Source organism: Pannonibacter sp. I15F10I1 (assembly GCF_900185665.1).
Classification (GTDB): domain Bacteria; phylum Pseudomonadota; class Alphaproteobacteria; order Rhizobiales; family Stappiaceae; genus Pannonibacter; species Pannonibacter indicus.
In genome coordinates, this window is sequence record NZ_FYAN01000026.1 from 867,407 (window position 1) to 888,232 (window position 20,826).

The 20,826-nt window shown below is 63.8% G+C and carries 18 protein-coding genes; 15 read left to right on the plus strand and 3 right to left on the minus strand.

Going from position 1 to position 20,826, the window contains the following annotated elements; translation table 11 throughout:
- The first annotated feature begins 129 nt into the window (after positions 1–129).
- The 6 genes from IF10I1_RS17205 (at position 130) to IF10I1_RS17230 (ending at position 7,359) form a co-directional block, all read left to right on the plus strand.
- Positions 130–1,014 (plus strand): carbohydrate ABC transporter permease, encoded by an 885-nt coding sequence (locus IF10I1_RS17205; protein ID WP_186393669.1) that lies wholly within the window; start codon positions 130–132, stop codon positions 1,012–1,014.
- Between the two features lies 1 nt (position 1,015).
- The gene (locus IF10I1_RS17210; RefSeq protein WP_186393670.1) at positions 1,016–1,912 is read left to right on the plus strand and encodes a carbohydrate ABC transporter permease; all 897 of its coding nucleotides are present in this window, start codon (positions 1,016–1,018) and stop codon (positions 1,910–1,912) included.
- Positions 1,912–3,039: an ABC transporter ATP-binding protein gene (locus IF10I1_RS17215; RefSeq protein ID WP_058900095.1), complete on the plus strand. Its 1,128-nt coding sequence runs from the start codon at positions 1,912–1,914 to the stop codon at positions 3,037–3,039. Before IF10I1_RS17210 ends, IF10I1_RS17215 begins: the two co-directional genes overlap by 1 nt.
- 77 nt (positions 3,040–3,116) lie before the next feature.
- Positions 3,117–4,385, plus strand: coding sequence for an ABC transporter substrate-binding protein (locus tag IF10I1_RS17220; RefSeq protein ID WP_186393671.1), 1,269 nt, complete (start codon positions 3,117–3,119; stop codon positions 4,383–4,385).
- Positions 4,386–4,578: 193 nt separating this feature from the next.
- Complete coding sequence (locus IF10I1_RS17225) at positions 4,579–6,111, plus strand: glycoside hydrolase family 28 protein (protein WP_186393672.1); 1,533 nt, start codon at positions 4,579–4,581, stop codon at positions 6,109–6,111.
- A 135-nt stretch (positions 6,112–6,246) separates the two neighbouring features.
- A complete protein-coding gene (locus tag IF10I1_RS17230) occupies positions 6,247–7,359 on the plus strand; it encodes a glycoside hydrolase family 105 protein (RefSeq protein ID WP_186393673.1) in 1,113 nt (370 codons plus the stop codon).
- Between the two features lie 552 nt (positions 7,360–7,911).
- Here IF10I1_RS17230 and IF10I1_RS22880 read toward each other — a convergent pair.
- The 3 genes from IF10I1_RS22880 to IF10I1_RS17240 all read right to left on the minus strand — a co-directional run bounded on the left by IF10I1_RS22880 (position 7,912) and on the right by IF10I1_RS17240 (position 10,327).
- A complete protein-coding gene (locus IF10I1_RS22880) occupies positions 7,912–8,118 on the minus strand; it encodes a hypothetical protein (protein ID WP_186393674.1) in 207 nt (68 codons plus the stop codon).
- Positions 8,119–8,416: 298 nt separating this feature from the next.
- Positions 8,417–9,478, minus strand: coding sequence for an ABC transporter ATP-binding protein (locus IF10I1_RS17235; protein WP_186393675.1), 1,062 nt, complete (start codon positions 9,476–9,478; stop codon positions 8,417–8,419).
- 12 nt (positions 9,479–9,490) lie between these two features.
- Positions 9,491–10,327 (minus strand): IclR family transcriptional regulator, encoded by an 837-nt coding sequence (locus tag IF10I1_RS17240; protein ID WP_186393676.1) that lies wholly within the window; start codon positions 10,325–10,327, stop codon positions 9,491–9,493.
- A 145-nt stretch (positions 10,328–10,472) separates the two neighbouring features.
- On the opposite strand from IF10I1_RS17240, the gene IF10I1_RS17245 reads away from it, so the two are divergent.
- The 9 genes from IF10I1_RS17245 to IF10I1_RS17285 all read left to right on the plus strand — a co-directional run bounded on the left by IF10I1_RS17245 (position 10,473) and on the right by IF10I1_RS17285 (position 20,826).
- Entirely contained in the window at positions 10,473–11,711 is a 1,239-nt protein-coding gene (locus tag IF10I1_RS17245) for an ABC transporter substrate-binding protein (RefSeq protein WP_186393677.1), read from the plus strand.
- Between the two features lie 92 nt (positions 11,712–11,803).
- Positions 11,804–12,691, plus strand: a complete 888-nt coding sequence (locus IF10I1_RS17250; protein WP_186393678.1) for a carbohydrate ABC transporter permease — start codon at positions 11,804–11,806, stop codon at positions 12,689–12,691.
- Positions 12,692–12,693: 2 nt separating this feature from the next.
- Positions 12,694–13,539: a carbohydrate ABC transporter permease gene (locus IF10I1_RS17255; protein WP_186393679.1), complete on the plus strand. Its 846-nt coding sequence runs from the start codon at positions 12,694–12,696 to the stop codon at positions 13,537–13,539.
- Positions 13,536–15,620, plus strand: a complete 2,085-nt coding sequence (locus tag IF10I1_RS17260) for an alpha-galactosidase (protein WP_186393680.1) — start codon at positions 13,536–13,538, stop codon at positions 15,618–15,620. Before IF10I1_RS17255 ends, IF10I1_RS17260 begins: the two co-directional genes overlap by 4 nt.
- A gap of 115 nt (positions 15,621–15,735) precedes the next feature.
- On the plus strand, positions 15,736–16,506 hold the full coding sequence (locus IF10I1_RS17265) for an SDR family NAD(P)-dependent oxidoreductase (protein WP_186393681.1): 771 nt from the start codon (positions 15,736–15,738) through the stop codon (positions 16,504–16,506).
- On the plus strand, positions 16,503–17,420 hold the full coding sequence (locus IF10I1_RS17270; protein ID WP_186393682.1) for a 2-dehydro-3-deoxygalactonokinase: 918 nt from the start codon (positions 16,503–16,505) through the stop codon (positions 17,418–17,420). The genes IF10I1_RS17265 and IF10I1_RS17270 overlap by 4 nt, the downstream gene beginning before the upstream one ends.
- A gap of 3 nt (positions 17,421–17,423) precedes the next feature.
- Positions 17,424–18,035 carry a 2-dehydro-3-deoxy-6-phosphogalactonate aldolase gene (locus tag IF10I1_RS17275; RefSeq protein ID WP_081626031.1) on the plus strand — a complete coding sequence of 204 codons (612 nt, stop codon included), beginning with the start codon at positions 17,424–17,426 and terminating at the stop codon, positions 18,033–18,035.
- On the plus strand, positions 18,032–18,916 hold the full coding sequence (locus IF10I1_RS17280; RefSeq protein WP_186393683.1) for an SMP-30/gluconolactonase/LRE family protein: 885 nt from the start codon (positions 18,032–18,034) through the stop codon (positions 18,914–18,916). Before IF10I1_RS17275 ends, IF10I1_RS17280 begins: the two co-directional genes overlap by 4 nt.
- On the plus strand, positions 18,913–20,826 hold the full coding sequence (locus IF10I1_RS17285) for a beta-galactosidase (protein ID WP_186393684.1): 1,914 nt from the start codon (positions 18,913–18,915) through the stop codon (positions 20,824–20,826). Before IF10I1_RS17280 ends, IF10I1_RS17285 begins: the two co-directional genes overlap by 4 nt.

The window sequence follows — 20,826 nt, forward strand, 5'->3', positions numbered from 1 at the left end:
GGCATTTGAAAACATCAGAAAACCCTATCAGAACGGCCTGTTCCGGCGTGAATCTGACCGCTCTTGCGGCAGCAGATGCAGCGTCAGGTCTTGCAATCCGGGCCACAACCAGAGCGGAGGCCATCTGACATGGGTGGAGAAAACCGCTTCCTCGGCCTGGCCTATGTCACGCCCTATGTCTTCGGCCTGCTGCTGTTCACGGTCGTGCCCTTCGGCGCGTCGCTCTATCTCGCTTTCACGGATTACAATCTCGTCAGCAGCCCCAACTGGGTCGGGATGGACAATTTCGAAAAGCTGTTCACCCGTGACCGTACCTTCACCCGCTCGCTGAATGTCACCCTGCTCTACGTGGGGCTGACGGTGCCGCTGAAGCTGGCCTTTGCGCTCTTCATCGCGGTCATCCTCAATTACAAGCTGAAAGCCATCAACCTGTTCCGCACGGCTTACTATGTGCCGTCGATCCTGGGTGGTTCCATCGCCATCGCGGTGCTGTGGCGCTACCTCTTCTCCACCGAAGGCCTCGTCAACATGGCGCTGGCCGTCGTGGGGCTTGGTCCGGTCAACTGGTTCGGCGACCCGACGAATGCGCTCTTCACCATCACGCTCTTGCGCATGTGGCAGTTCGGCTCGGCCATGGTGATCTTCCTCGCAGCGCTCCAGTCCATCGACAAGTCGCTCTATGAGGCAGCTTCCATCGACGGCTCGGGCCCCTGGTCCACCTTCCGGCACATCACCCTGCCGCTCATCACGCCGGTGATCTTCTTCAATCTGGTCATGCAGATGGTCCAGGCCTTTCAGGAGTTCAACGGCCCTTACATCATCACCCAGGGCGGCCCCCTCAAGGCCACCTACTTCCTGCCGCTCTACATCTACGAGCTGGCCTTCAAGAAGTTCGACATGGGCTATGCCTCCGCTGTCGCCTGGGTCCTGTTCATCATCATCATGGCGCTGACCCTCGTGGCCTTCTGGTCCTCGAAGAAGTGGGTCTATTACGCCGGCGACAAGAGGAGCTGAGATGTCCCCGTCCTTCGTCGCCCCCGATGCAGGCGCGGCCGCCTTTGCCGCCCGCCAGCAACGCCGCCAGCGGGTCTCTGCGATCATCCGCTACACACTGCTGACGCTGGTCGGCGTGCTGATGCTTTACCCGCTGATCTGGCTCATCGGGGCCTCGTTCAAGCCGAATTCCGAGATTTTCTCCAGCGCCGGTTTCTGGCCGCAGAACCCGACCCTTGATGGCTACATCAAGGGCTGGCAGACCTCGACGCCCTACACCTTCGGCCATTTCCTCCTGAACACGGCCTGGATCATCATCCCGAAGGTCATCGCCACGGCGGTGTCCTGCACGGCAGTGGCCTACGGCTTTGCCCGTTTCGACTTTCCGGGCAAGAAGATCCTGTTCGTCACGCTGATCGCCACGCTGCTGCTGCCGAATGTGGTAACCCGCATCCCGCAGTACCTGCTGTTCCGCGATTTCGGCTGGCTCGACAGCTATCTGCCGCTGTGGGTGCCCTCGGCCTTTGCAGGAGACGCCTTCTTCGTCTTCATGCTGATCCAGTTCCTGCGGGCCATCCCGCGCGACATGGAAGAGGCGGCCCGCGTCGATGGCGCCAACTCCCTGCAGGTGCTCGTCTATATCGTCGTGCCCATGCTGGCCCCGGCGCTCATCTCGGTCTGCCTGTTCCAGTTCATGTGGACGATGAACGACTTCCTCGGACCGCTGATCTACCTGTCCTCCATCGACAAGTACCCGATCAGCCTGGCGCTGAAACTGTCCATCGACACCTCGGAAGCATTCGACTGGAACCGCATTCTGGCCATGTCGGTCCTGGCGATCACGCCCGCGCTCGTCGTGTTCTTCCTCGCACAGAAACATTTCATTGAAGGCATCTCCAGCGGTGGGGTGAAAGGCTAATGGCACGTTTGCAGATCCAGAACCTGGAAAAGGTCTATGGCAGCGGCTTCAAGGCGGTCCATGGCATCAACCTGGACGTGGAGGACGGCGAGTTCATGGTGCTGGTCGGCCCGTCGGGCTGTGCCAAGTCCACCACCCTGCGCATGATCGCAGGCCTTGAGACGGTGACGGGCGGCGCCATTCGCATCGGCGGCCAGACCGTCAACGACCTGCCACCCGGCAAGCGCGGCATCGCCATGGTGTTCCAGAACTACGCGCTCTACCCGCATATGAAGGTGAAGAAGAACCTCTCCTTCGGCCTGCGCCTGCAGAAGAAGAAGACGGCGGAAATCGATGCGGCCACGGACGAGGTGTCCGGCATTCTGGAAATCGGCCAGCTGCTCGACCGGCTGCCCAAGCAGCTGTCCGGTGGTCAGGCCCAGCGTGTGGCCGTGGGCCGGGCGCTGATCAAGAAGCCGGAAGTCTTCCTGTTTGACGAGCCGCTGTCGAACCTTGACGCGAAACTTCGCGCTTCCATGCGGGTGCGCATCACCGACCTGCACAAGCAACTGAAGGCAAACGGCCTGTCCTCGACGGTGGTCTATGTCACCCACGACCAGACCGAAGCCATGACCATGGGCGACCGGATCTGCGTGATGAAGGACGGCCACATCATGCAGGTGGCCGATCCGCACACGCTCTACAACCGGCCCGCCAATGCCTTCGTCGCCGGTTTCATCGGCATGCCGGAAATGAACCTCGTGCCCGCCACGCTGGACGGCAGCGGCGACGGGGTGACGCTGACGCTGGCTGGCCAGACGCTCGGTTTCGGGCCGGAGCTTGCCCGCCGCCTGACGGCCAAGGCCGGGTCCGTCACCCTCGGCATGCGCCCGCAGCATCTCGGCCTGCTGCCCGCCGGAACGGAGAATGCCGTAACGGGCACAGTGCAGACCATCGAGTTCCTTGGCCATGAAATGAACCTGCATGTGGACCTTGGCGGCACCACGCTGGTGGCCGTGCTTCCTGCGGCGGAGGTACCGCAGAGCCTGAAGCGCGGCGATGCGGTGGCGGTGCGGCCCATCGAGAGCAACCTGCATATTTTCGATGCGCAAAGCGGCGAGAACATCTCGCTGGCCCCGCTCGGCTGAGGCCGCAGCAAGTGATCAAGCCTTTCCGGAGCGGGGTTCAGACGCCCTGCTCCGGCGGAAAACGGGAGGAGAAAACCATGAGAAAGACAGCAACTGCCCTTGTGAGCCTTGCGCTCGCCTCGACCTTTGCAACGCCCCTGCTGGCGGCGGACCTGCGCATGTCCTGGTGGGGTGGCGACAGCCGCCACAAGGCAACGCAGGAAGCGCTGAAAGTCTGCGGCGAAAAGCACGGCCACACCATCGCGCCGGAGTTTACCGGCTTTGACGGGCACCTCGAGAAGCTGATGACGCAGATCGCCGGCCGCACGGAAGCCGACATCATGCAGGTGAACTGGCCCTGGCTGCCGCTGTTCTCGATCAAGGGCGACGGTTTTGCCGACCTGAACGACTTCAGCGAATATATCGACCTCAGCAACTGGACGGAGGACCAGCTGGCGTCGGGCAGCATGAACGGCAAGCTGAATGGTCTGCCCGTTTCCACCACGGGCCGCGTGTTCTTCTTCAACACCACCTCGTTTCAGAAGGCCGGGCTGCCCCTGCCCGCCACCTGGGATGATCTTTTCGCCGCCGCCAAGGTGCTGAAGGAGAAGATCGGCCCGGACGCCTATCCGATGAACGCCATCAAGGAGACCGCCGTTCTGCTCGTCTCGCTGCGTGCCACTCAGGCGACCGGCAAGGACCTGATCGACCCGGAGACAACGACCGTCGCCTGGACGCCGGAAGAGCTGGCCGCAGCCATCGATTTCTACGGCAAGATGGTCGAAGGCGGCGTGGTGATGTCGCAGAAGGATGCGGCGGCGGAAGGCAACATCAATCTGTTTGAAAGCCCGAAGTGGGCCGACGGCCGGATCGCAGGCTCCTATGAATGGGATTCCACCTATTCCAAATTTGCCGATCCGCTGCAGGAGGGCCAGAAGCTGGAGGCCGTCAAGCTGCTGGCCAGCCCGGATGCCAGGACCGAAGGCGTCTACCGCAAACCCTCCATGGTGTTCTCGATCTCGAAGAACTCGAAGAACCCGCAGGCTGCGGCCCAGATCGTCAACTGCCTGCTGAACGAGCCGGAAGGTATCAAGGCCCTTGGCAGCTCGCGCGGCCTGCCCGCCAGCAAGACGGCGGCCAAGGCTCTGGCTGATGCCGGTTCGACCGAGATGGAACTGATCGTCGCCAACGCAATCGTCACCGCAGGCGCCGGTCCGACGGTCTCCCCCTTCAACGAGCACCCGGAAGTCCGCAGCATCTTCATCGACGCCCTGGAAGAATTCGCCTACGGCCAGATCGATGCACAGACCGCTGCCGAAGAGATCATCGACGGCATCAACGGAGCCTTGAAGAAGTTCCGGTCCTGAGGGGGATCGCGACTGCGGAACAGCAGCGTGAAGGCTGTTTGCAGCAAGGCCTCACCGCCCCCCTCCCCCTCGTGGGGAGGGGAGCGGAGAGGTCTGCATCAGAACCCGGCCGCCGGTAAAGCCGCGCTCCATCACAAAAACTGCCGGGAGGCATCAGGTCTCCCGGCCGCCACAACGCAGGAATACGCCCGCCATGTCCACCGAACCCGCAACCGGCTCCCTCTGCCTCAGCGCGATTTCCCCGCGGCACATCACGCTGCGCTATCACGTGCCGGGGGCGCGCTATCACCTGCCGGAGCCTGCTGCCTGGGTTCTGACGGACCAGGGCAGCGGCGAAACACGGCAAGGGGTTACCGGCCGGGCGGTGTTTTCGATTTTCGGCCTTACACCCGGCGCAGACTATGTTCTTGCCATTGAAGGCGTAGAGCCTCTGGCCATCCCCATGCCGAAGTGCTTCGGTCTGGTTGACGCCCGCGACCATGGCGCCGACCCGGCCCTTACGGACAACGGCGCTGCCCTTGCCCGGGCGATTGCAGCAACGCCCTCCGGCGGCACGCTGCGCATTTCCGGCGGCACCTACCGCACCTCGCCGCTCATGCTGAAGTCCGGCATGACCCTTGAGATCGATGCAGATGCAGGCCTTGCCGCGATCCATGACCGCAGCCACTGGCCTATTCTGCCTGCCCGCGATGAAGACGGCCTGCCCCTGTCCAGCTGGGAGGGCGTGCCGGAAGCGGCCTATGCCAGCCTTATTACAGCAACCTCCTGCACATGGCTGACCATCTGCGGCGAAGGCTTTCTTGATGGCGGCGGTGCGGAAGGCGACTGGTGGAGCTGGCCGAAGGAAACCCGCAACGGCGCGCGGCGCCCGCGCACGCTTTTCCTCAGCCGCTGCACCCATGTGACGCTGGCAGGAATCACGGTGCGCAACTCCCCCTCCTGGACCGTGCACCCGCTGTTCTGCAATGGCGTGACCGCGTCAGACCTCAGGATCTGGAACCCGTCCGACTCCCCCAACACAGATGGTCTCAACCCGGAAAGCTGTGAGGACGTGCGGATTGAGGGCGTGCACTTTTCGGTCGGCGACGACTGCATCGCCATCAAGGCCGGCAAGCCGGTGCCAGAGACAGGCGCCAGAGATCATCTGGCCCCGACCCGTAGAGTTTCCGTCCGCAACTGCCTGATGGAACGAGGCCACGGCGGTCTTGTCATTGGCTCTGAAATGGGGGGCGGCGTGCTTGATGTGACCGTGGAGCATTGCAGCTTCCGCCAGACGGACAGGGGCCTCAGAATCAAGACCCGGCGCGGGCGCGGCGGGGCGGTCGGCAATGTCCGCTTCTCCGATTGCGACATGGACGGCGTGGACACAGCTTTCGCCGCCAATGCCTTCTATTTCTGCGATGCGGACGGGCATTCGGACTTCGTGCAGTCCCGCGCGCCTTACCCCGTCACCGGCGAAACGCCGTCCATTGGCGCGATCACCATCGAGAACATCAAGGTCACGAACCTGCGTCTGGCGCTTGGCGTCTTCCTCGGCCTTCCGGAAGCGCCGATGGGGCCGATCCGGATCTCCGGCGTCGAGGCCTCCTATGATCCTTCGGCGAAAGCGGACGTGCCGGTGATGGCCGATCACGTGTCCCCCATGCGCCATGAGGATCTGGTGTTTGAAGGCGCGCATGTTGAGGACCTGCGCCAGCGCCCTGCCCGCGCCAGCCCGGCGGCCTAGCTGCCCCTTCCCGCCAGCCCCGCGAAGGCTGGCCACAGATTTCGCAGCGCCGGATGGCCTGCATGACACTTCCAACCGGAAAGACGGGCACGGATGCTGTGCCCGGATGCTTTCCCTCGCAGTCAGGACGGCCCGATGACCCCGCGCTATTTCAAGGAATATCTCGCCCGCTACACCTACGCCAAGGACGGCAGCTGGTGCTACGAGGACGGCTGTGTCTACCGCGGGCTGGCGCTGCTGCATGACCAGCAGCCGCAGGAGATCTGGCGGGATGAGCTGCTGCGGCTGATCGGACCGCAGGTCGGCGAGGATGGCGCGCTGGCAGGCTACACGCAGGATGAGTTCAACATCGACCACATTCTGGCCGGGCGGGTGCTGTTCTTCCTCGAAAAGGCAGCCCCCGACCCGCGATGGGGCATGGCCATCGAGCATCTGGCCGGGCAGTTGACCCGTCACCCGCGCACGGACGGCGGCAATTATTGGCACAAGAAGCGCTATCCGCAGCAGGTCTGGCTCGACGGCCTCTACATGGGTCTGCCGTTCCAGATCGAATACGGCCTCTCCCGCAACAGGCCGGACCTGGTGGAGGACGCCCTCGCCCAGCTGAACCGTGCGCTGGACCTGACCCATGTGGCAGCAACGGGCCTCTACGCCCATGCCATCGATGAAGCACGGGCGCAGGACTGGGCCGATCCGGCAACCGGCCTCTCCCGCGCCCACTGGGCCCGCGCCCTTGGCTGGCTGACGATGGCCCTGGTGGATGTGACCGGCCTCATCGGGCCGGAAAAAGCCGCCTCATCCGGGCTTCCAGAGCAGGCGTCCGCCCTGCTCACCCGCATCGCCGCCCTTGCCCGGCCGCAAAGCGGGCTGTGGCTGCAGGTGATCGACCAGCCGGAGCTTTCCGGAAACTACGAAGAATCCTCGGCCAGCGCCATGTTCGCCTATGCGCTGATGAAGGCCGCAAGGCTGGGGCTGGGAGACCATCTGGCCGCCCCCGGCCTCAAGGCACTCGCCAGCCTCGAAACCACCCAGCTTTATGCGGGCGAGGACGGCATCATCCGTCTGCAGAATGTCTGCGAGATGGCCGGTCTCGGCGGTTTCGGCGGCCGCCTGCGCGACGGCTCCCCCGCCTATTACCTCAGCGAGCCCCTGCGCCCCGACGACCACAAGGGCACCGGCGCGCTGATGATGGCCTATGCCGAACGGCTGGCCTCAGCCAGCGCCGAAGCCCGGCGGGCCGCGAGCTGACAGAAAGAATCACAAAAGGGCCGCAAGCGATTGCGGCCCTTGTTTTTGGGAGAGGCGGCATTGGTCTTGCCGGCTTCCCGGAAGGACATCCACTCACAAGCTTATAATGTTTCGTCATGCCATGACTTGATCATGGCATCCACTCCCTGACCTATCCATAAAGACGGTCTCTGAATAAGCACTCCCAGGACCCACCCTCAATCTCCAGCATGTGAAAAGCGAGAGGTAACGGCATGGATGCCATGATCAAGTCATGGCATGACGGAGCGGGATGGGTCGAGATCTTGTAAAAAACAGGACTTGCTGCCCCGAGGTTGATGACAAAGCAGGAACTCTTCTCTTTCGTCATGACCGGGCTTGTCCCGGCCATCTGCAAGCCACTCATTTGTACAGATCCTCGGCACAAGGCCGAGGATGACGAAGGAGAGGCGGCATTGGTCTTGCCGCCTCTTCAGAAGAATATCCACTCACAAGCTTATAATGTTTCGTCATGCCATGACTTGATCATGGCATCCATTCCCTGATCTATCCATAAAGACGGTCTCTGAATACTCACTCCAAGGACCCGACTTCAATCTCCAGCAGGTGAAAATCGAGAGGTAACGGCATGGATGCCATGATCAAGTCATGGCATGACGTAGCGGGATGGGTCGAGATCTTGTAAAAAACAGGACTTGCTGCTCCGAGGTTGATGACAAAGCAGGAACTCTTCTCTTTCGTCATGACCGGGCTTGTCCCGGCCATCTGCAAGCCACTCATTTGTACAGATCCTCGGCACAAGGCCGAGGATGACGAAGGAGAGGTGGCATTGGTCTTGCCGCCTCTTCAGAAGAATATCCACTCACAAGCTTATAATTTTTCGTCATGCCATGACTTGATCATGGCATCCATTCCCTGATCTATCCATAAAGACGGTCTCTGAATACTCACTCCAAGGACCCGCCTTCAATCTCCAGCAGGTGAAAAGCGAGAGGTAACGGCATGGATGCCATGATCAAGTCATGGCATGACGGAGCTGAGAGGAAGGAGGTCTTTCATGAAAAACATTCTCTTCCCCTCACCTGATCCGTCTGCCCGACTCATCTGCCGTGAAATACATCGCCTGCGCCGGATCGAAGCTGATACCGGCCTGATCGCCTGCACGAAGGCCCATGTCCTCGCGCTGCTCGACAATCAGCTTGCTGCCGTTGGCGGCCATCAGATGCACGTAGGAAACGCCGCCCAGCGCCTCGACCATGTCCACCTTGTGCGTGGAGCCGGAGCGCTCGATGCGCAGATGCTGCGGGCGCAGGCCGAAAGTGACCGGGCCATCGGCAACCGCCACCGCCGGACGGGCAAAGATGGCATCGCCAAGCCCCGGAACCTTGAGCCCCTCGCCGCTGACGCTGGCGTCGAGGAAATTCATGGCCGGTGAACCGATGAAGCCCGCGACGAAGCGATTGTCCGGATCGTTGTAGAGATCAAGCGGCTTGCCAACCTGTTCGATCTTCCCGGCGCGCAGCACCACGATCTTGTCGGCCAGCGTCATCGCCTCGACCTGATCATGGGTGACGTAGATCATCGTCGCGCCGATTTCCCGGTGGAGGCGGGCGATTTCGACGCGCATCTCGACGCGCAGCTCGGCATCAAGGTTCGACAACGGCTCATCGAAGAGGAAGACTTCCGGCCCGCGCACGATGGCGCGGCCGATGGCGACGCGCTGGCGCTGGCCGCCGGAGAGTGCCTTGGGCTTGCGCGCCAGCAGCGGCTCCAGCTTCAGGATCTTCGCGGCCGCCGCCACCTTGGATTCGATTTCCGCCTTGGGATGGCCGGTCATCTTCAGGCCGAAGCCCATGTTTTCCGCCACCGTCATGTGCGGATAGAGCGCATAGGTCTGGAACACCATCGCCACACCGCGTTCGGCCGGGTCAAGGGCGGTCACGTCACGCGAACCGATCCGGATTGCACCGGAACTGGTGCTTTCCAGCCCCGCCACCATGCGCAGCAGCGTGGACTTGCCGCAGCCCGAGGGGCCGACGAAAACACAGAATTCGCCATGCTCGATGGTCAGGTCCACCCCGTGGATGACCCCGACTTCGCCGAATTTCTTGACCACGTTCTCGAACGAGACGCCAGACATGGATTTCCTCCCTCAGATCTGCTTGCGTTCCGGAAACCGCCAGGCCTCCACGTCCGCGGCAATGGCGTGTGCGCAGGCCTTGAGCTGGGGAGCCAGTTGCTCCAGCCCGTCGAGGCTGTTCCGGGTTGTTGTGGATGTGACCGAAAGCGCACCCAGCACGCTGCCACCCGACGACAGAACCGGCACGGCGAGGCAGATGATGCCCGGCTCGTGCTCCTCCCGGTCGAAGGCGTGGCCGCTCTTGCGGATTTCCTCAAGCTCGGCGAGAAGCTCCTCGCGCGAGCCGAGCGTCTTCGGCGTGAAACGGTAGAAGGACTGGCGCGCAACGGCCTGCTGCTTTGCCGCCTCCGGCAGGAAGGCAAGCATGGCCTTGCCGACACCGGTGCAATAGGCAGGCCCGACCTTGCCGGCCTGGCTGAACATTTCCACTGGCCGGGCGGCGTTGCGCTTGTCCACATAAAGCACCTGCCCCTGATCCAGTTGCGCCAGATGCAGGGTTTCGCCCAGCTCTGCCGACAGCCTGTCAAGCCAGGGGCGTGCCAGAGGCGCCAGAGAACTCTGCGACCAGGCCGCATGGGCAAGGCGCACCAGCCGGACGCCGAGGGCATAGTTCTGGCTGTCCGCATCATAGGCGAGCATGCCCTGATGGGTCAGGGTCTGCAGCAGGCGGTAAAGCGTGGCCTTCGGATAGGGGCTGATGGCCAGAATGTCCGTGAAGCGTACCGGGCGGCCCGCCTGCGCCACAAGATCCAGCACGGCCAGCGCCTTGCCGACGGTGCCGTCACCGCCCTGCTCCGCCTCCGCCCCGCTGATGCCGGGCCCATCCGCCTTTGCCTGTTTCGCGCTCATCGTCTTGCAAACCCTCGCCCGGCACACCGGGGTGCGCCTGCTGCTTGACAGTCCTAAAGCTTCGCATCATAGTTTTCAATATGCAAGACTTGGTTTCATTATTTGGAACCTCCTTGCCAAAGAACGCAGTCCGGGAGGAGACAAGATGACTGTTACACCGCTCAAGCTGGCGGCCTTTGCCGCTGCGCTGATGATGTCCGGTTCGGCGCTGGCCGCACAGAGGACCCTCGTTTTCAACACCGACATGTCGGACCCGGCACCGAAGGCTGCGCTGGAAGAACTGGTCACCATGTTCGAGGCGGAAAACCCGGACGTGAAGGTGAAGGTCAACATCTTCGACCATGAGGGCTACAAGACAGCCATCCGCAATTTCATGACTGCAGATGCGCCGGATCTGGCCAGCTGGTACGCCGGCAACCGCATGGCGCCCTTCGTCAAGGCCGGGCAGTTCATGGATGTCAGCGATGTCTGGGAAGAGAACGGCCTCGGCCAGAAGCTCTCGGCGTCCAAGGCTTCGATGACCATCGACGGAAAGCAGTGGGGCGTGCCCTATACCTATTATCAGTGGGGCATCTACTACAACAAGGATGTCTACAAGCAGGCGGGCGTTTCCGAGCCGAAGACCTGGGACGAGTTCATCGCCAACTGCGCCAAGTTCAAGGCGGCAGGCATCGACTGCGTCACCACCGGTTCCAAGGCCCTGTGGCCGGTTGCAGGCATCTTCGACTATCTGAGCCTGCGCACCAACGGCTATGAATTCCACATGGACCTGACCTCCGGCAAGATTGCCTGGACGGATGACCGGGTGAAGGCCGTCTTTGCCGAATGGGCGAAGCTGGTGGAACCGGGCTATGTCACCGCCAATCACACGGCCATCGACTGGCAGGATGCCGTTTCCCTTCTGGTTCAGGGCAAGGCCGCCAACTATGTCATGGGCAACTTTGCCGTCGCCGCCTTCAAGGATGGCGGCATGACCAATGACAATCTCGGCTTCATGGTCTTCCCCGAAATCACCCCGGGCCTGCCGCGCGCTGAAGAAGCCCCGACGGACACGATCCACATTCCGGCAGGCGCCAAGAATGCGGAGGACGCCAAGACGTTCCTCGCCTTCGTCACCCGTGCCGACGTGCAGACCGCCCTCAACAAGCGCCTCGGCCAGCTGCCGGTCAACAACGAGGCCACGGTGGATGCGGCAGATCCGTTCCTGAGCCAGGGCTTTGAAACGGTGTCGACCGCTTCGGCCGTTGCCCAGTTCTTCGACCGGGACGCCCCGGCCGAGATGGCCAAGGCTGCCATGGAAGGCTTCCAGGAATACATGGTCAAGCCCGACCGGCTGGAGCGGATCCTCGACCGCCTCGAGAAGGTGCGCCAGCGCGTCTACTGAGCCCTGCACCGCCGCCCCTTGCTGGCGGCCCTCCCAGAAACGTCCTCCGGAGCTGATCCGGAGGACATGTTCCCGAAAGATCCGAGGCCGAGATGACCGCCTTCTGGAAAGCGCGCCAGCGCATGCTTGCCCCGTGGCTTTTCCTTGCGCCCGGCGCCCTGATGTTCGTTTTCTACGTGATTGCGCCGGTCTTCCAGTCGGTCAGCATTTCCTTCTATGACTGGGACGGCATCGGCACGGCCCGGTGGATTGGCGCCGGCAACTACGCCGAGCTGCTGGATGATGAGGCCTTCTATGTCTCTCTGAAGAACAACGTCATCTGGCTTGCGCTCTACATGCTGGCCATTCCGGCAGGCCTGATGATCGCGATTTTCCTGAACCAGACGGTCTGGGGCATCCGGGTCTACAAGTCCCTGTTCTTCTTTCCCTTCGTCATCAGCCAGGTGGTTGTCGGCCTGATGTTCTCCTGGTTCTATGCCCCCAATTTCGGCCTGTTCTACAAGCTGATCGAGGCGGTGACCGGTCAGGGCGTTGCCATTCTGGCGGAAGAGAACCTCGTCACCTATGGCATCATCGCTGCGGGCCTGTGGCCGCAGATCGCCTATGTGATGATCCTCTATCTCACCGGCCTCAACAACGTGGCGCCCGACCAGATCGAAGCGGCGCGGCTGGACGGGGCCAAGGGCTGGAAGATGCTCTGGTACGTCATCCTGCCGCAGTTGCGCCCGGCCACCTTCATCGCCGTCATCGTCACCGTCATCGGCGCGCTGCGCTCCTTCGACCTTGTGTCGATCATGACATCCGGCGGCCCCTTCGGCTCCTCGCGGGTGCTCTCCTTCTACATGTATGAGCAGGCCCTGTCCGAATACGGCTTCCGCATGGGCTATGGCGCGGCCATTGCCGTTGTCCTCTTCGCCATCATGATGATCTTCATTTCCGGCTTCATCTGGAAGATGTGGCGCGACGAGAAGGAACACTGAGCATGTTTCCCCGTCCCATCCAGCAACTCCCGGCCCCGGCCCGGGCGCTTTACAAGGCGGCCTTGCCTGTGGCGCTCGTCCTGTGGCTGCTGCCGCTTCTGGGCGTGGCGCTCACCTCGCTGCGCCCCTCTTCCGATCTGGCGTCCGGCAACTATTTCGGCATGCCCTCGGCCATCGCTTTCGACAACTATGTCACCATCTTCCAGAACTCGCCCATCGCCGCCTACATCCTCAACAGCTTCAAGGTGACGATCCCGACCGTCATCGGCGCTGTGGCGCTGTCCTGCATGACGGGCTTTGCGCTCGCCATCTACAAGTTCCGCTCCAACCTGCTGGTCTTCTTTCTGTTCGTGGCGGGCAACTTCGTCCCCTTCCAGATCCTCATGGTGCCGGTGCGCGACCTGACGCTGCAGATGGGGCTTTACGACACGATCACCGGCCTTGCCCTGTTCCACATCGCCTTCCAGACCGGCTTCTGCACCCTGTTCATGCGCAACTTCATCAAGGCCCTGCCCTATGAGCTGATCGAGGCGGCGCGGGTGGAGGGCGTGAGCGAAGTGAAAATCTTCTGGTACGTGGTCATGCCCCTGATGCGCCCGGCCATTGCCGCCCTGTCGGTGCTGATCTTCACCTTCATCTGGAACGACTATTTCTGGGCCATGGTGCTGACCACCGGCGCCGACACCCAGCCGGTCACCGCCGGGCTCAACTCGCTCAACGGCCAGTGGATCGCCGCCTGGCACCTCGTTTCCGCCGGGTCGATCATCGCCGCCCTGCCGCCTGTGCTCACGTTCTTCCTCATGCAGAAGCACTTCATCGCCGGCCTGACGCTGGGAGCCGTGAAATGACCGGGAACACCGCACAGCACTGGCGCCTTGATTGCGCAGGGCAAAGCCTTGTCCTCACCTCCTCCGGCGGTGTGCCGGAGGCCATCTACTGGGGCCCGGCTCTGCCGCAGGATGAAGACCTTGAAGCTCTTGTAACCGCCAGCCGGTCAGACCTCACCGGCGGCATGCTGGATGCCCTGCCCCCGCTCAGCCTCTGTCCGGTGCAGGGCAATGACTGGCAGGGCCAGCCGGGCCTCGTGCTGCGCTCTGCCGATGGTGAGCTGCTGCATCCCCGCTTTGCCTTCCGTGAGGCCCGCCAGAGCGCCGGACGGCTGGAACTGATCTCCACTGCAACAGGCCTCACCCTCACCCATGTGATCGAGGCGGCAGAGACCGGCGTTTTCGTGCTGCGCACCCGGCTGGAGTCCCTTGCGCCCGTGCGCATCGACTGGCTCGCCGCGCCCGTGCTGCCGGTGCCGCAGAGTGCAGACCAGATCCTTGATCCGGCCGGCAAGTGGATCGGCGAATTCCGCCTGCAGTCCACACCCTGGACCACAGGCATCCGCCAGCGCGAAGCCCGCACCGGCCGTTCGGGTCAAGAACACCCGCCCTATGCGCTGTTCACGGAACCGGGCTGCCGCAACACCTCAGGCGAAGTCCGCGCCCTGCATTACGCCTGGCCCGGCGGGCACCGGTTTGTGGCCGAAGAGCTTTACGACGGGCGCAGGCAAGTGCAGTTCGGCCATGCCAGCGGCAGCGAGCGCGAGGCTGGAACCTGCTTTGAAACGGCGGACCTGATCGCTGCCGTTTCCACGTCCGGCCTCAACGGCATTGCCACGGCCTTCCAGCGCGACATCCACGGCCGGGTGGTGACATGGCCCGATCCGGCCCGCCCCCGGCCCGTGCATTACAACTGCTGGGAAGCCATCTACTTTGACCACGAACTTTCCGCGCTCACCGACATCGCCGCCAAGGCCGCCGCAATCGGGGCGGAGCGTTTCGTGCTGGATGACGGCTGGTTCGGCCGGCGGGATGATGACACCACGAGCCTTGGCGACTGGGTCGTCGACAGGCGCAAATGGCCAGACGGTCTGACGCCGCTGATCGAGGCCGTTCACAAGCTGGGAATGCGTTTCGGCCTGTGGTTCGAGCCGGAGATGGTGAGCGAGGACAGCGACCTTTACCGCGCCCATCCGGACTGGATCCTTGGCCCCGCAAACCAGACCCGCGGACGCAACCAGCTGGTGCTGAACATGGCGCTGGAGCCGGTGCGTGATCATCTGTTCGGGGCGATCTCTGCACTGCTCTCCACCTACGCCATCGACTACATCAAGTGGGATCACAACCGCCTGCTTCCCGTGGTGGACGCGGCGCAGGCGCGCGGCACGCTGGCGCTGCTGGCACGGCTGCGCGCGGCTCATCCGGCGGTCGAGATCGAAAGCTGCGCCTCCGGCGGCGGGCGGATTGATGCCGGCATCCTCACCCACACCCAGCGGGTCTGGCTTTCGGACAGCAACGACGCACTTGAGCGCCTGCGCATCCAGCATGATGCGGCGCTGTTCCTGCCAGCCTCAGTCACCGGCAGTCATGTGGGCCCGCGCCACTGCCACACCTCGGGCCGGGTTCTGTCCATGAGCCTGCGCGCCCGCGTGGCCGCCCAGCGGCACATGGGCTTCGAGATGGACCTGCGCGAACTCGATCCGGAAGAGACGGCCGTTCTGACAACTGTTACCGGCTGGTGGAAGGCCAACCGGGACTGGCTGATGCGCGCGGACATCCTGCGCCTTGATGCGGCGGAACCGTCCGTCACCGCCGAACTGCAGCTGGCGCGGGACGGCAGCCGCTTCGTGCTGTCCTCCGGTCAGGCGGCAGCGCCCGCACAGGCCCTGCCCCGCCCGCTGAAACTGTCCGGGCTGGATCCGGCGGCGCGTTACCGGCTGGTGCTGCTCAACCCGGAAGATGTGCCGCCCCAGTCGCGCGGGGCCTGCGCCCTGAAGAGCGGGCCGGTGACGCTGTCCGGCGCGGCGCTGATGCAGCAGGGCATCATGCTGCCCGTTGCCTGGCCGGGCACGCTTTTCACGGTGGAAGGAACACGTCTGTGAGGCTGGACAGCTTGTCCGGCCGGTCTTTCCTTTCGCATAAAGGCATGGACTGAAATATCAGAGGCGGTAAACGCAGCAGCGAAGTCCGCCCGCAGAAACCTGAAGGGGCTACATCATGAACGCACAGCCGGTCTTTCCCGATCTCAAGGGCGCATCCGTCTTCATCACCGGCGGCGGCTCCGGCATTGGCGCCAGCCTGACGGAAGCCTTCCTGCGGCAGGGCTGCAAGGTGGCCTTCGTGCAGCGCTCCGATGCCTCGGTTTTTTGCGATGAGATGGAAACGAAGACAGGCAGCCGCCCGCTGTTCCTGCCCTGTGACATTACCGATATCGGCGCCCTGAAGGGCGCGATTGCCAAGGCAGCGGAAGCCCATGGCACGATCACGGTTCTCGTCAACAACGCCGCCAACGACCAGCGCCACAACACGCTGGACGTGACGCCGGAGTACTGGGACTGGGCCATGGCCATCAACCTGAAGGCCTATTTCTTTGCAGCTCAAGCGATCATCCCAGGCATGCAGAAGGCGGGCGGCGGTTCGATCATCAACTTCAGCTCCATCAGCTACATGATGGGCAACGGTGGCTTCCCGGCCTACACCTCCGCAAACTCCGCCATCAACGGCCTGACCCGCAGCCTAGCCCGCGACTTCGGCCCCGACCGCATCCGCGTCAATGCGCTGGCTCCCGGCTGGGTGCTGACGCAGAAGCAGAAGGACCTCTGGGTGACGCCGGAAGGCCTTGCCGCCCATGTGGAGCGCCAGTGCCTGAAGGACACGCTGGCGCCGGAAGACATCACCGGCGGCTGCCTGTTCCTGGCCTCCTCCGCCTCGAAGATGATGACCGGACAAGCGCTTGTGATTGACGGCGGCGTGGTGGTGACGGGATGAGCGAAGAGGTTTCCCCCGAGTGGATCGCCGCTGACTGGGGCACAACGCATCTGCGCGTCTTCGCCATGGAGGGAGCCCGCGTTCTGGCGCAGGCCTCCTCGCCCAAGGGCATGGCAAGCCTTGCAAGAGACGAGTTCGAGGGGGCGCTGCTGGAACTGATCGCCGATTGGCTGCCAGTGGGGCGCAAGACGCTGGTCATTGCCTGCGGCATGGTGGGCAGCCGTCAGGGCTGGGTGGAAGCGCCCTATGCAACGGTCCCCTGCCCGCCGCTGCAGGCCAGCGCCATGGTCGAGGCCCCCGTTGCTGACCCGCGCCTGTCGGTCTGGATCATTCCAGGCCTCAGCCAGACCATGCCTGCCGATGTGATGCGCGGCGAGGAAACCCAGATCGCTGGTTTCCTCGCGGACAACCCCGGTTTCTCCGGGACACTCTGCCTGCCCGGCACCCACAGCAAATGGGTGCGGATCGAGCGCGGCACGGTCACGTCCTTCAGCACCTTCATGACGGGCGAACTCTTCGCGCTCCTGTCCAAATCCTCCGTTCTGCGCCATGGCATGGCGGATGATGGCTGGGATGCGGAGGCCTTTGCAGGTGGTGTGACAGCCAGCCTTGCCCGGCCGGACATGCTGGCAGCCGCCCTCTTCCCGCTGCGGGCAGAGGGACTGCTGCATGGCCTTGGCGCAGCTTCGGCCCGCTCGCGTCTGTCCGGCCTCATCATCGGTGCGGAGATCGCGGCAGTGCGGCAGGACGTCTCAGGAGACGTCACGCTGATCGGCGCCCCGGCGCTTTCGGCGCACTATCTGGCGGCGCTGAAACTGGCGGGCCTTGACGCGCGCGCAACGGCGGGCGAAAGCCTGACACTGGCTGGACTTGGGCTTGCGCGCCGGGTCCTTACGGAAAACCAGAAAGGCTGACTGATGCGTCCCTTGATTGCCATTCTGCGCGGCATCACCCCTGCCGAAGCCCTGCCGGTGTGCGAGCGCCTGATCGCCGCCGGTTTCACCCGCATCGAGGTGCCGCTCAACTCGCCCGATCCCTTCACCAGCATCGCCGCCATGGTGCGCGAGTTCGGCGACAGCGCCATCATCGGCGCAGGCACCGTGCTGACGGTGGAGGACGTGATGAAGCTCTCCGACACCGGCGCCCGCATGGCCGTGTCGCCGAACTGCGATCCGTCCGTCATCCGCGCCACCAAGATTGCCCGTATGCAATCCTTCCCCGGCGTGATGACCCCGACCGAGTGTTTCGCCGCCCTGCAGGCGGGCGCCGACGGGCTGAAGCTCTTCCCGGCCGGTCTGCTGGGCTCTGAGGGCGTCAAGGCCATTCGCGCCGTGCTGCCCAAGGAAACCCGGCTCTATGCCGTGGGCGGCGCCGGACCGGACAATTTCGCCGATTGGCTGAAGGTGGGCGTTGATGGTTTCGGCATCGGCACCGCACTCTATGTGCCGGGGCTAACGGTCGGAGACGTTGAAACCCGCGCCCGCGCCATGGTGCAGGCCTTCGACATTGCCAAGGGAGGCGCAAGATGAGCGCTGCGGCTTCCTCTGTCTTTGATGCCACCGTCTTTGATGCCACTGTCTGCGAGCTGGGCGAAGGCCCGCTGTGGCATCCGCTGCGCCGCCAGCTCTTCTGGTTCGACATCCTGAACAAGAGCCTGCTGACCCAGGAAAACGATCACACCCGCATCTACCGCTTCGAGACGCTGGTTTCGGCGGCCGGATGGGTGGACGAGCGCAAGCTGCTGATCGCCAGCGACCGGGAGCTGTTCTCCTTCGACGTGGAAACGGGCGCGGCCCGCACGGTCTGCGCGCTGGAAGCAGACAATCCGGCCACCCGCTCCAACGATGGCCGCGCTGACCCCTATGGCGGCTTCTGGATCGGCACCATGGGCAAGAACGCCGAAAAGGATGCCGGTGCCATCTACCGCTGGTACCGGGGCGCACTGCGCAAGCTGTTTGCGCCCATCACCATTTCCAATTCCATCGCTTTTGCCCCCGATGGCGAGACGGCCTTCTTCTCCGACACGGTCACTGGCCGCGTCATGCGCGTGGCGCTGGATGAGGCCGGCTGGCCGAAGGGCGAGCCGGAGGTCTTCCTCGACCTGACCTCCGAAGGCCGCAATCCCGACGGGGCCGTGGTGGATGAAAGCGGTCTTCTGTGGCTGGCGGAGTGGGGCTCCTCCCGCGTTGCCGCCTATGCGCCGGACGGCAGCTTCGTGCGTGCCATCACGTTTGATGCGCCCCATACCAGCTGCCCGGCCTTTGGCGGGGATGACCTTGGCACCCTGTTCTGCACCAGCGCCCGTCAGGGCCTCGGCGCCAGTGCAAGGGCTGCAAAGCCGCTTTCCGGCATGACCTTTGCCGCCGCCAGCGGGGCGCGCGGCCAGAAAGAGCATCGAGTGAACCTGTGACCGACCGTACCCGCGCCCTTGGCGTCTGCTACTACCCCGAACACTGGCCCGCTGCCCAGTGGGCAGAAGATGCGGCCCGCATGAAGGAGATCGGCCTCACCTATGTGCGCATCGGCGAATTCGCCTGGGCGCGCATCGAGGCCGAGCCCGGCGCGCTCGACTGGAGCTGGCTGGACGAAGCCATCGGGGTTCTGGGCAAGGCAGGCCTCAAGGTGGTGCTGGGTACGCCGACCGCAACGCCGCCGCGCTGGGTGCTGAACCGCCATCCGGACATGATCGCGCTGGACGCGCAAGGCCGCCCGCGCGGCTTCGGCTCGCGCCGCCATTACTGCTTCTCCCATGAGGGCTACCGGCAGGAATGCGCCCGCATCGTCGCGCTGATGGCCGAACGCTATGGCCGCAATCCGCATGTGGCCGCCTGGCAGACCGACAATGAATACGGCTGCCACGACACCATCCTCAGCTATTCCACCGCTGCCCGCGATGCCTTCCGCAACTGGCTGGCGCGCAAGTATCAGTCGCCGCAGGCGCTGAACCGGGCCTGGGGCAATGTGTTCTGGTCGATGGACTATGCCGGTTTCGAGGAAATAGACCTGCCGAACCTGACCGTGACCGAGCCGAACCCGGCCCATGTCATGGACTTCCGCCGCTTTTCCTCCGATCAGGTGGTCAGCTTCAACCGGCTGCAGACGGACATCATCCGCCGCCATTCCGATGCGCCCATTGCCCACAACTACATGGGCCGCATCGTTGACTTCGATCATTTCGCAGTCGGCGCCGATCTCGACATCGCCAGCTGGGATGCCTATCCGATCGGCTTCCTCTCCGACCGGCTGGAGGCAAGCCCCGAGCACAAGCGCCGCTATCTGCGCCAGGGAGACCCGGACTTTCAGGCCTTTCATCACGATCTCTACCGCGCCGTCGGCAAGGGCCGCTGGTGGATCATGGAGCAGCAGCCCGGCCCGGTGAACTGGGCGCCCTACAACCCCGACCCGCTGCCGGGCATGGCACGGCTCTGGGCCTGGGAAGCCTTCGCCCATGGGGCGGAAGCGGTGTGTTATTTCCGCTGGCGGCAGGCACCTTTCGCGCAGGAGCAGATGCATGCCGGCCTGCTGCGCCCCGACAGCGCCGCCGCCCCCGCCTATCATGAGGCAGCACAAGTCGCCGAAGAGCTGAAGGCCCTGCCCGTCACCGCCGTGGCAAAGGCGAAGGTGGCTCTCGTCTTCGACTATGAGAGCGCCTGGGCCTGGACCATCCAGCCGCAGGGCAAGGATTTCGATTATTTCGCCCTGCTGTTCCATATCTACAAGGGCCTGCGCTGCCTTGGCCTTTCCGTCGATATCCTGCCGCCCACGGCGCAGGATTTCAGCAGCTACAGCCTTGTGCTGGTGCCGGGGCTTTTCACCCTGACGGAAGCGCTGAAGACCGCACTCACCGCTTCAGGTGCTGCCGTGATCGCCGGGCCGCGCTTCAATTCCAAGACGCCGGACTTCACCATACCCGTGCCGCTGCCGCCCGCCCTGCCGGGGCTGGACTGCCTTGTGGCGCGCGTCGAAAGCCTGCCACCCACGGCGCCGGTTCCGCTTGTGTCGGGCGGTGCCTTCACCGGCTGGCGCGAGGTGCTGGAAGGCAGTGCCGAAGTGGTGGAAGAGGCCGTGGACGGCACGCCTGCCGCCATGCGCGCGGGCAACATGACCTATCTCGGCGGCTGGCCGGACGAGGAAGCCCTCGACCGCATCCTGCGCAGCGCTGTCATCGATGCCGGGCTGGAATTCACGGACATGCCGGAAGGCATCCGCCAGCGCGACACGGCCACGCACCGCTTCCTCTTCAACTACGGCCCGGAACCGGTCCACTTCGCCGGGCATCATATTCCGGCAGCCGGTGCCGTCTGGATGCCGCTCGGCTAA

What these genes read in the sequence shown, in the direction of transcription:
- IF10I1_RS17215 (WP_058900095.1), top strand. Translation starts at nt 1,912, where the DNA reads ATGGCACGTTTGCAGATCCAGAACCTGGAAAAGGTCTATGGCAGCGGC.
- IF10I1_RS17260 (WP_186393680.1), top strand. Translation starts at nt 13,536, where the DNA reads ATGACCGGGAACACCGCACAGCACTGGCGCCTTGATTGCGCAGGGCAA.
- IF10I1_RS22880 (WP_186393674.1), bottom strand. Translation starts at nt 8,118, where the DNA reads ATGAGTGGCTTGCAGATGGCCGGGACAAGCCCGGTCATGACGAAAGAG.
- IF10I1_RS17225 (WP_186393672.1), top strand. Translation starts at nt 4,579, where the DNA reads ATGTCCACCGAACCCGCAACCGGCTCCCTCTGCCTCAGCGCGATTTCC.
- IF10I1_RS17230 (WP_186393673.1), top strand. Translation starts at nt 6,247, where the DNA reads ATGACCCCGCGCTATTTCAAGGAATATCTCGCCCGCTACACCTACGCC.
- IF10I1_RS17240 (WP_186393676.1), bottom strand. Translation starts at nt 10,327, where the DNA reads ATGAGCGCGAAACAGGCAAAGGCGGATGGGCCCGGCATCAGCGGGGCG.
- IF10I1_RS17210 (WP_186393670.1), top strand. Translation starts at nt 1,016, where the DNA reads ATGTCCCCGTCCTTCGTCGCCCCCGATGCAGGCGCGGCCGCCTTTGCC.
- IF10I1_RS17275 (WP_081626031.1), top strand. Translation starts at nt 17,424, where the DNA reads ATGCGTCCCTTGATTGCCATTCTGCGCGGCATCACCCCTGCCGAAGCC.
- IF10I1_RS17220 (WP_186393671.1), top strand. Translation starts at nt 3,117, where the DNA reads ATGAGAAAGACAGCAACTGCCCTTGTGAGCCTTGCGCTCGCCTCGACC.
- IF10I1_RS17265 (WP_186393681.1), top strand. Translation starts at nt 15,736, where the DNA reads ATGAACGCACAGCCGGTCTTTCCCGATCTCAAGGGCGCATCCGTCTTC.
- IF10I1_RS17255 (WP_186393679.1), top strand. Translation starts at nt 12,694, where the DNA reads ATGTTTCCCCGTCCCATCCAGCAACTCCCGGCCCCGGCCCGGGCGCTT.
- IF10I1_RS17250 (WP_186393678.1), top strand. Translation starts at nt 11,804, where the DNA reads ATGACCGCCTTCTGGAAAGCGCGCCAGCGCATGCTTGCCCCGTGGCTT.
- IF10I1_RS17245 (WP_186393677.1), top strand. Translation starts at nt 10,473, where the DNA reads ATGACTGTTACACCGCTCAAGCTGGCGGCCTTTGCCGCTGCGCTGATG.
- IF10I1_RS17235 (WP_186393675.1), bottom strand. Translation starts at nt 9,478, where the DNA reads ATGTCTGGCGTCTCGTTCGAGAACGTGGTCAAGAAATTCGGCGAAGTC.
- IF10I1_RS17205 (WP_186393669.1), top strand. Translation starts at nt 130, where the DNA reads ATGGGTGGAGAAAACCGCTTCCTCGGCCTGGCCTATGTCACGCCCTAT.
- IF10I1_RS17270 (WP_186393682.1), top strand. Translation starts at nt 16,503, where the DNA reads ATGAGCGAAGAGGTTTCCCCCGAGTGGATCGCCGCTGACTGGGGCACA.
- IF10I1_RS17280 (WP_186393683.1), top strand. Translation starts at nt 18,032, where the DNA reads ATGAGCGCTGCGGCTTCCTCTGTCTTTGATGCCACCGTCTTTGATGCC.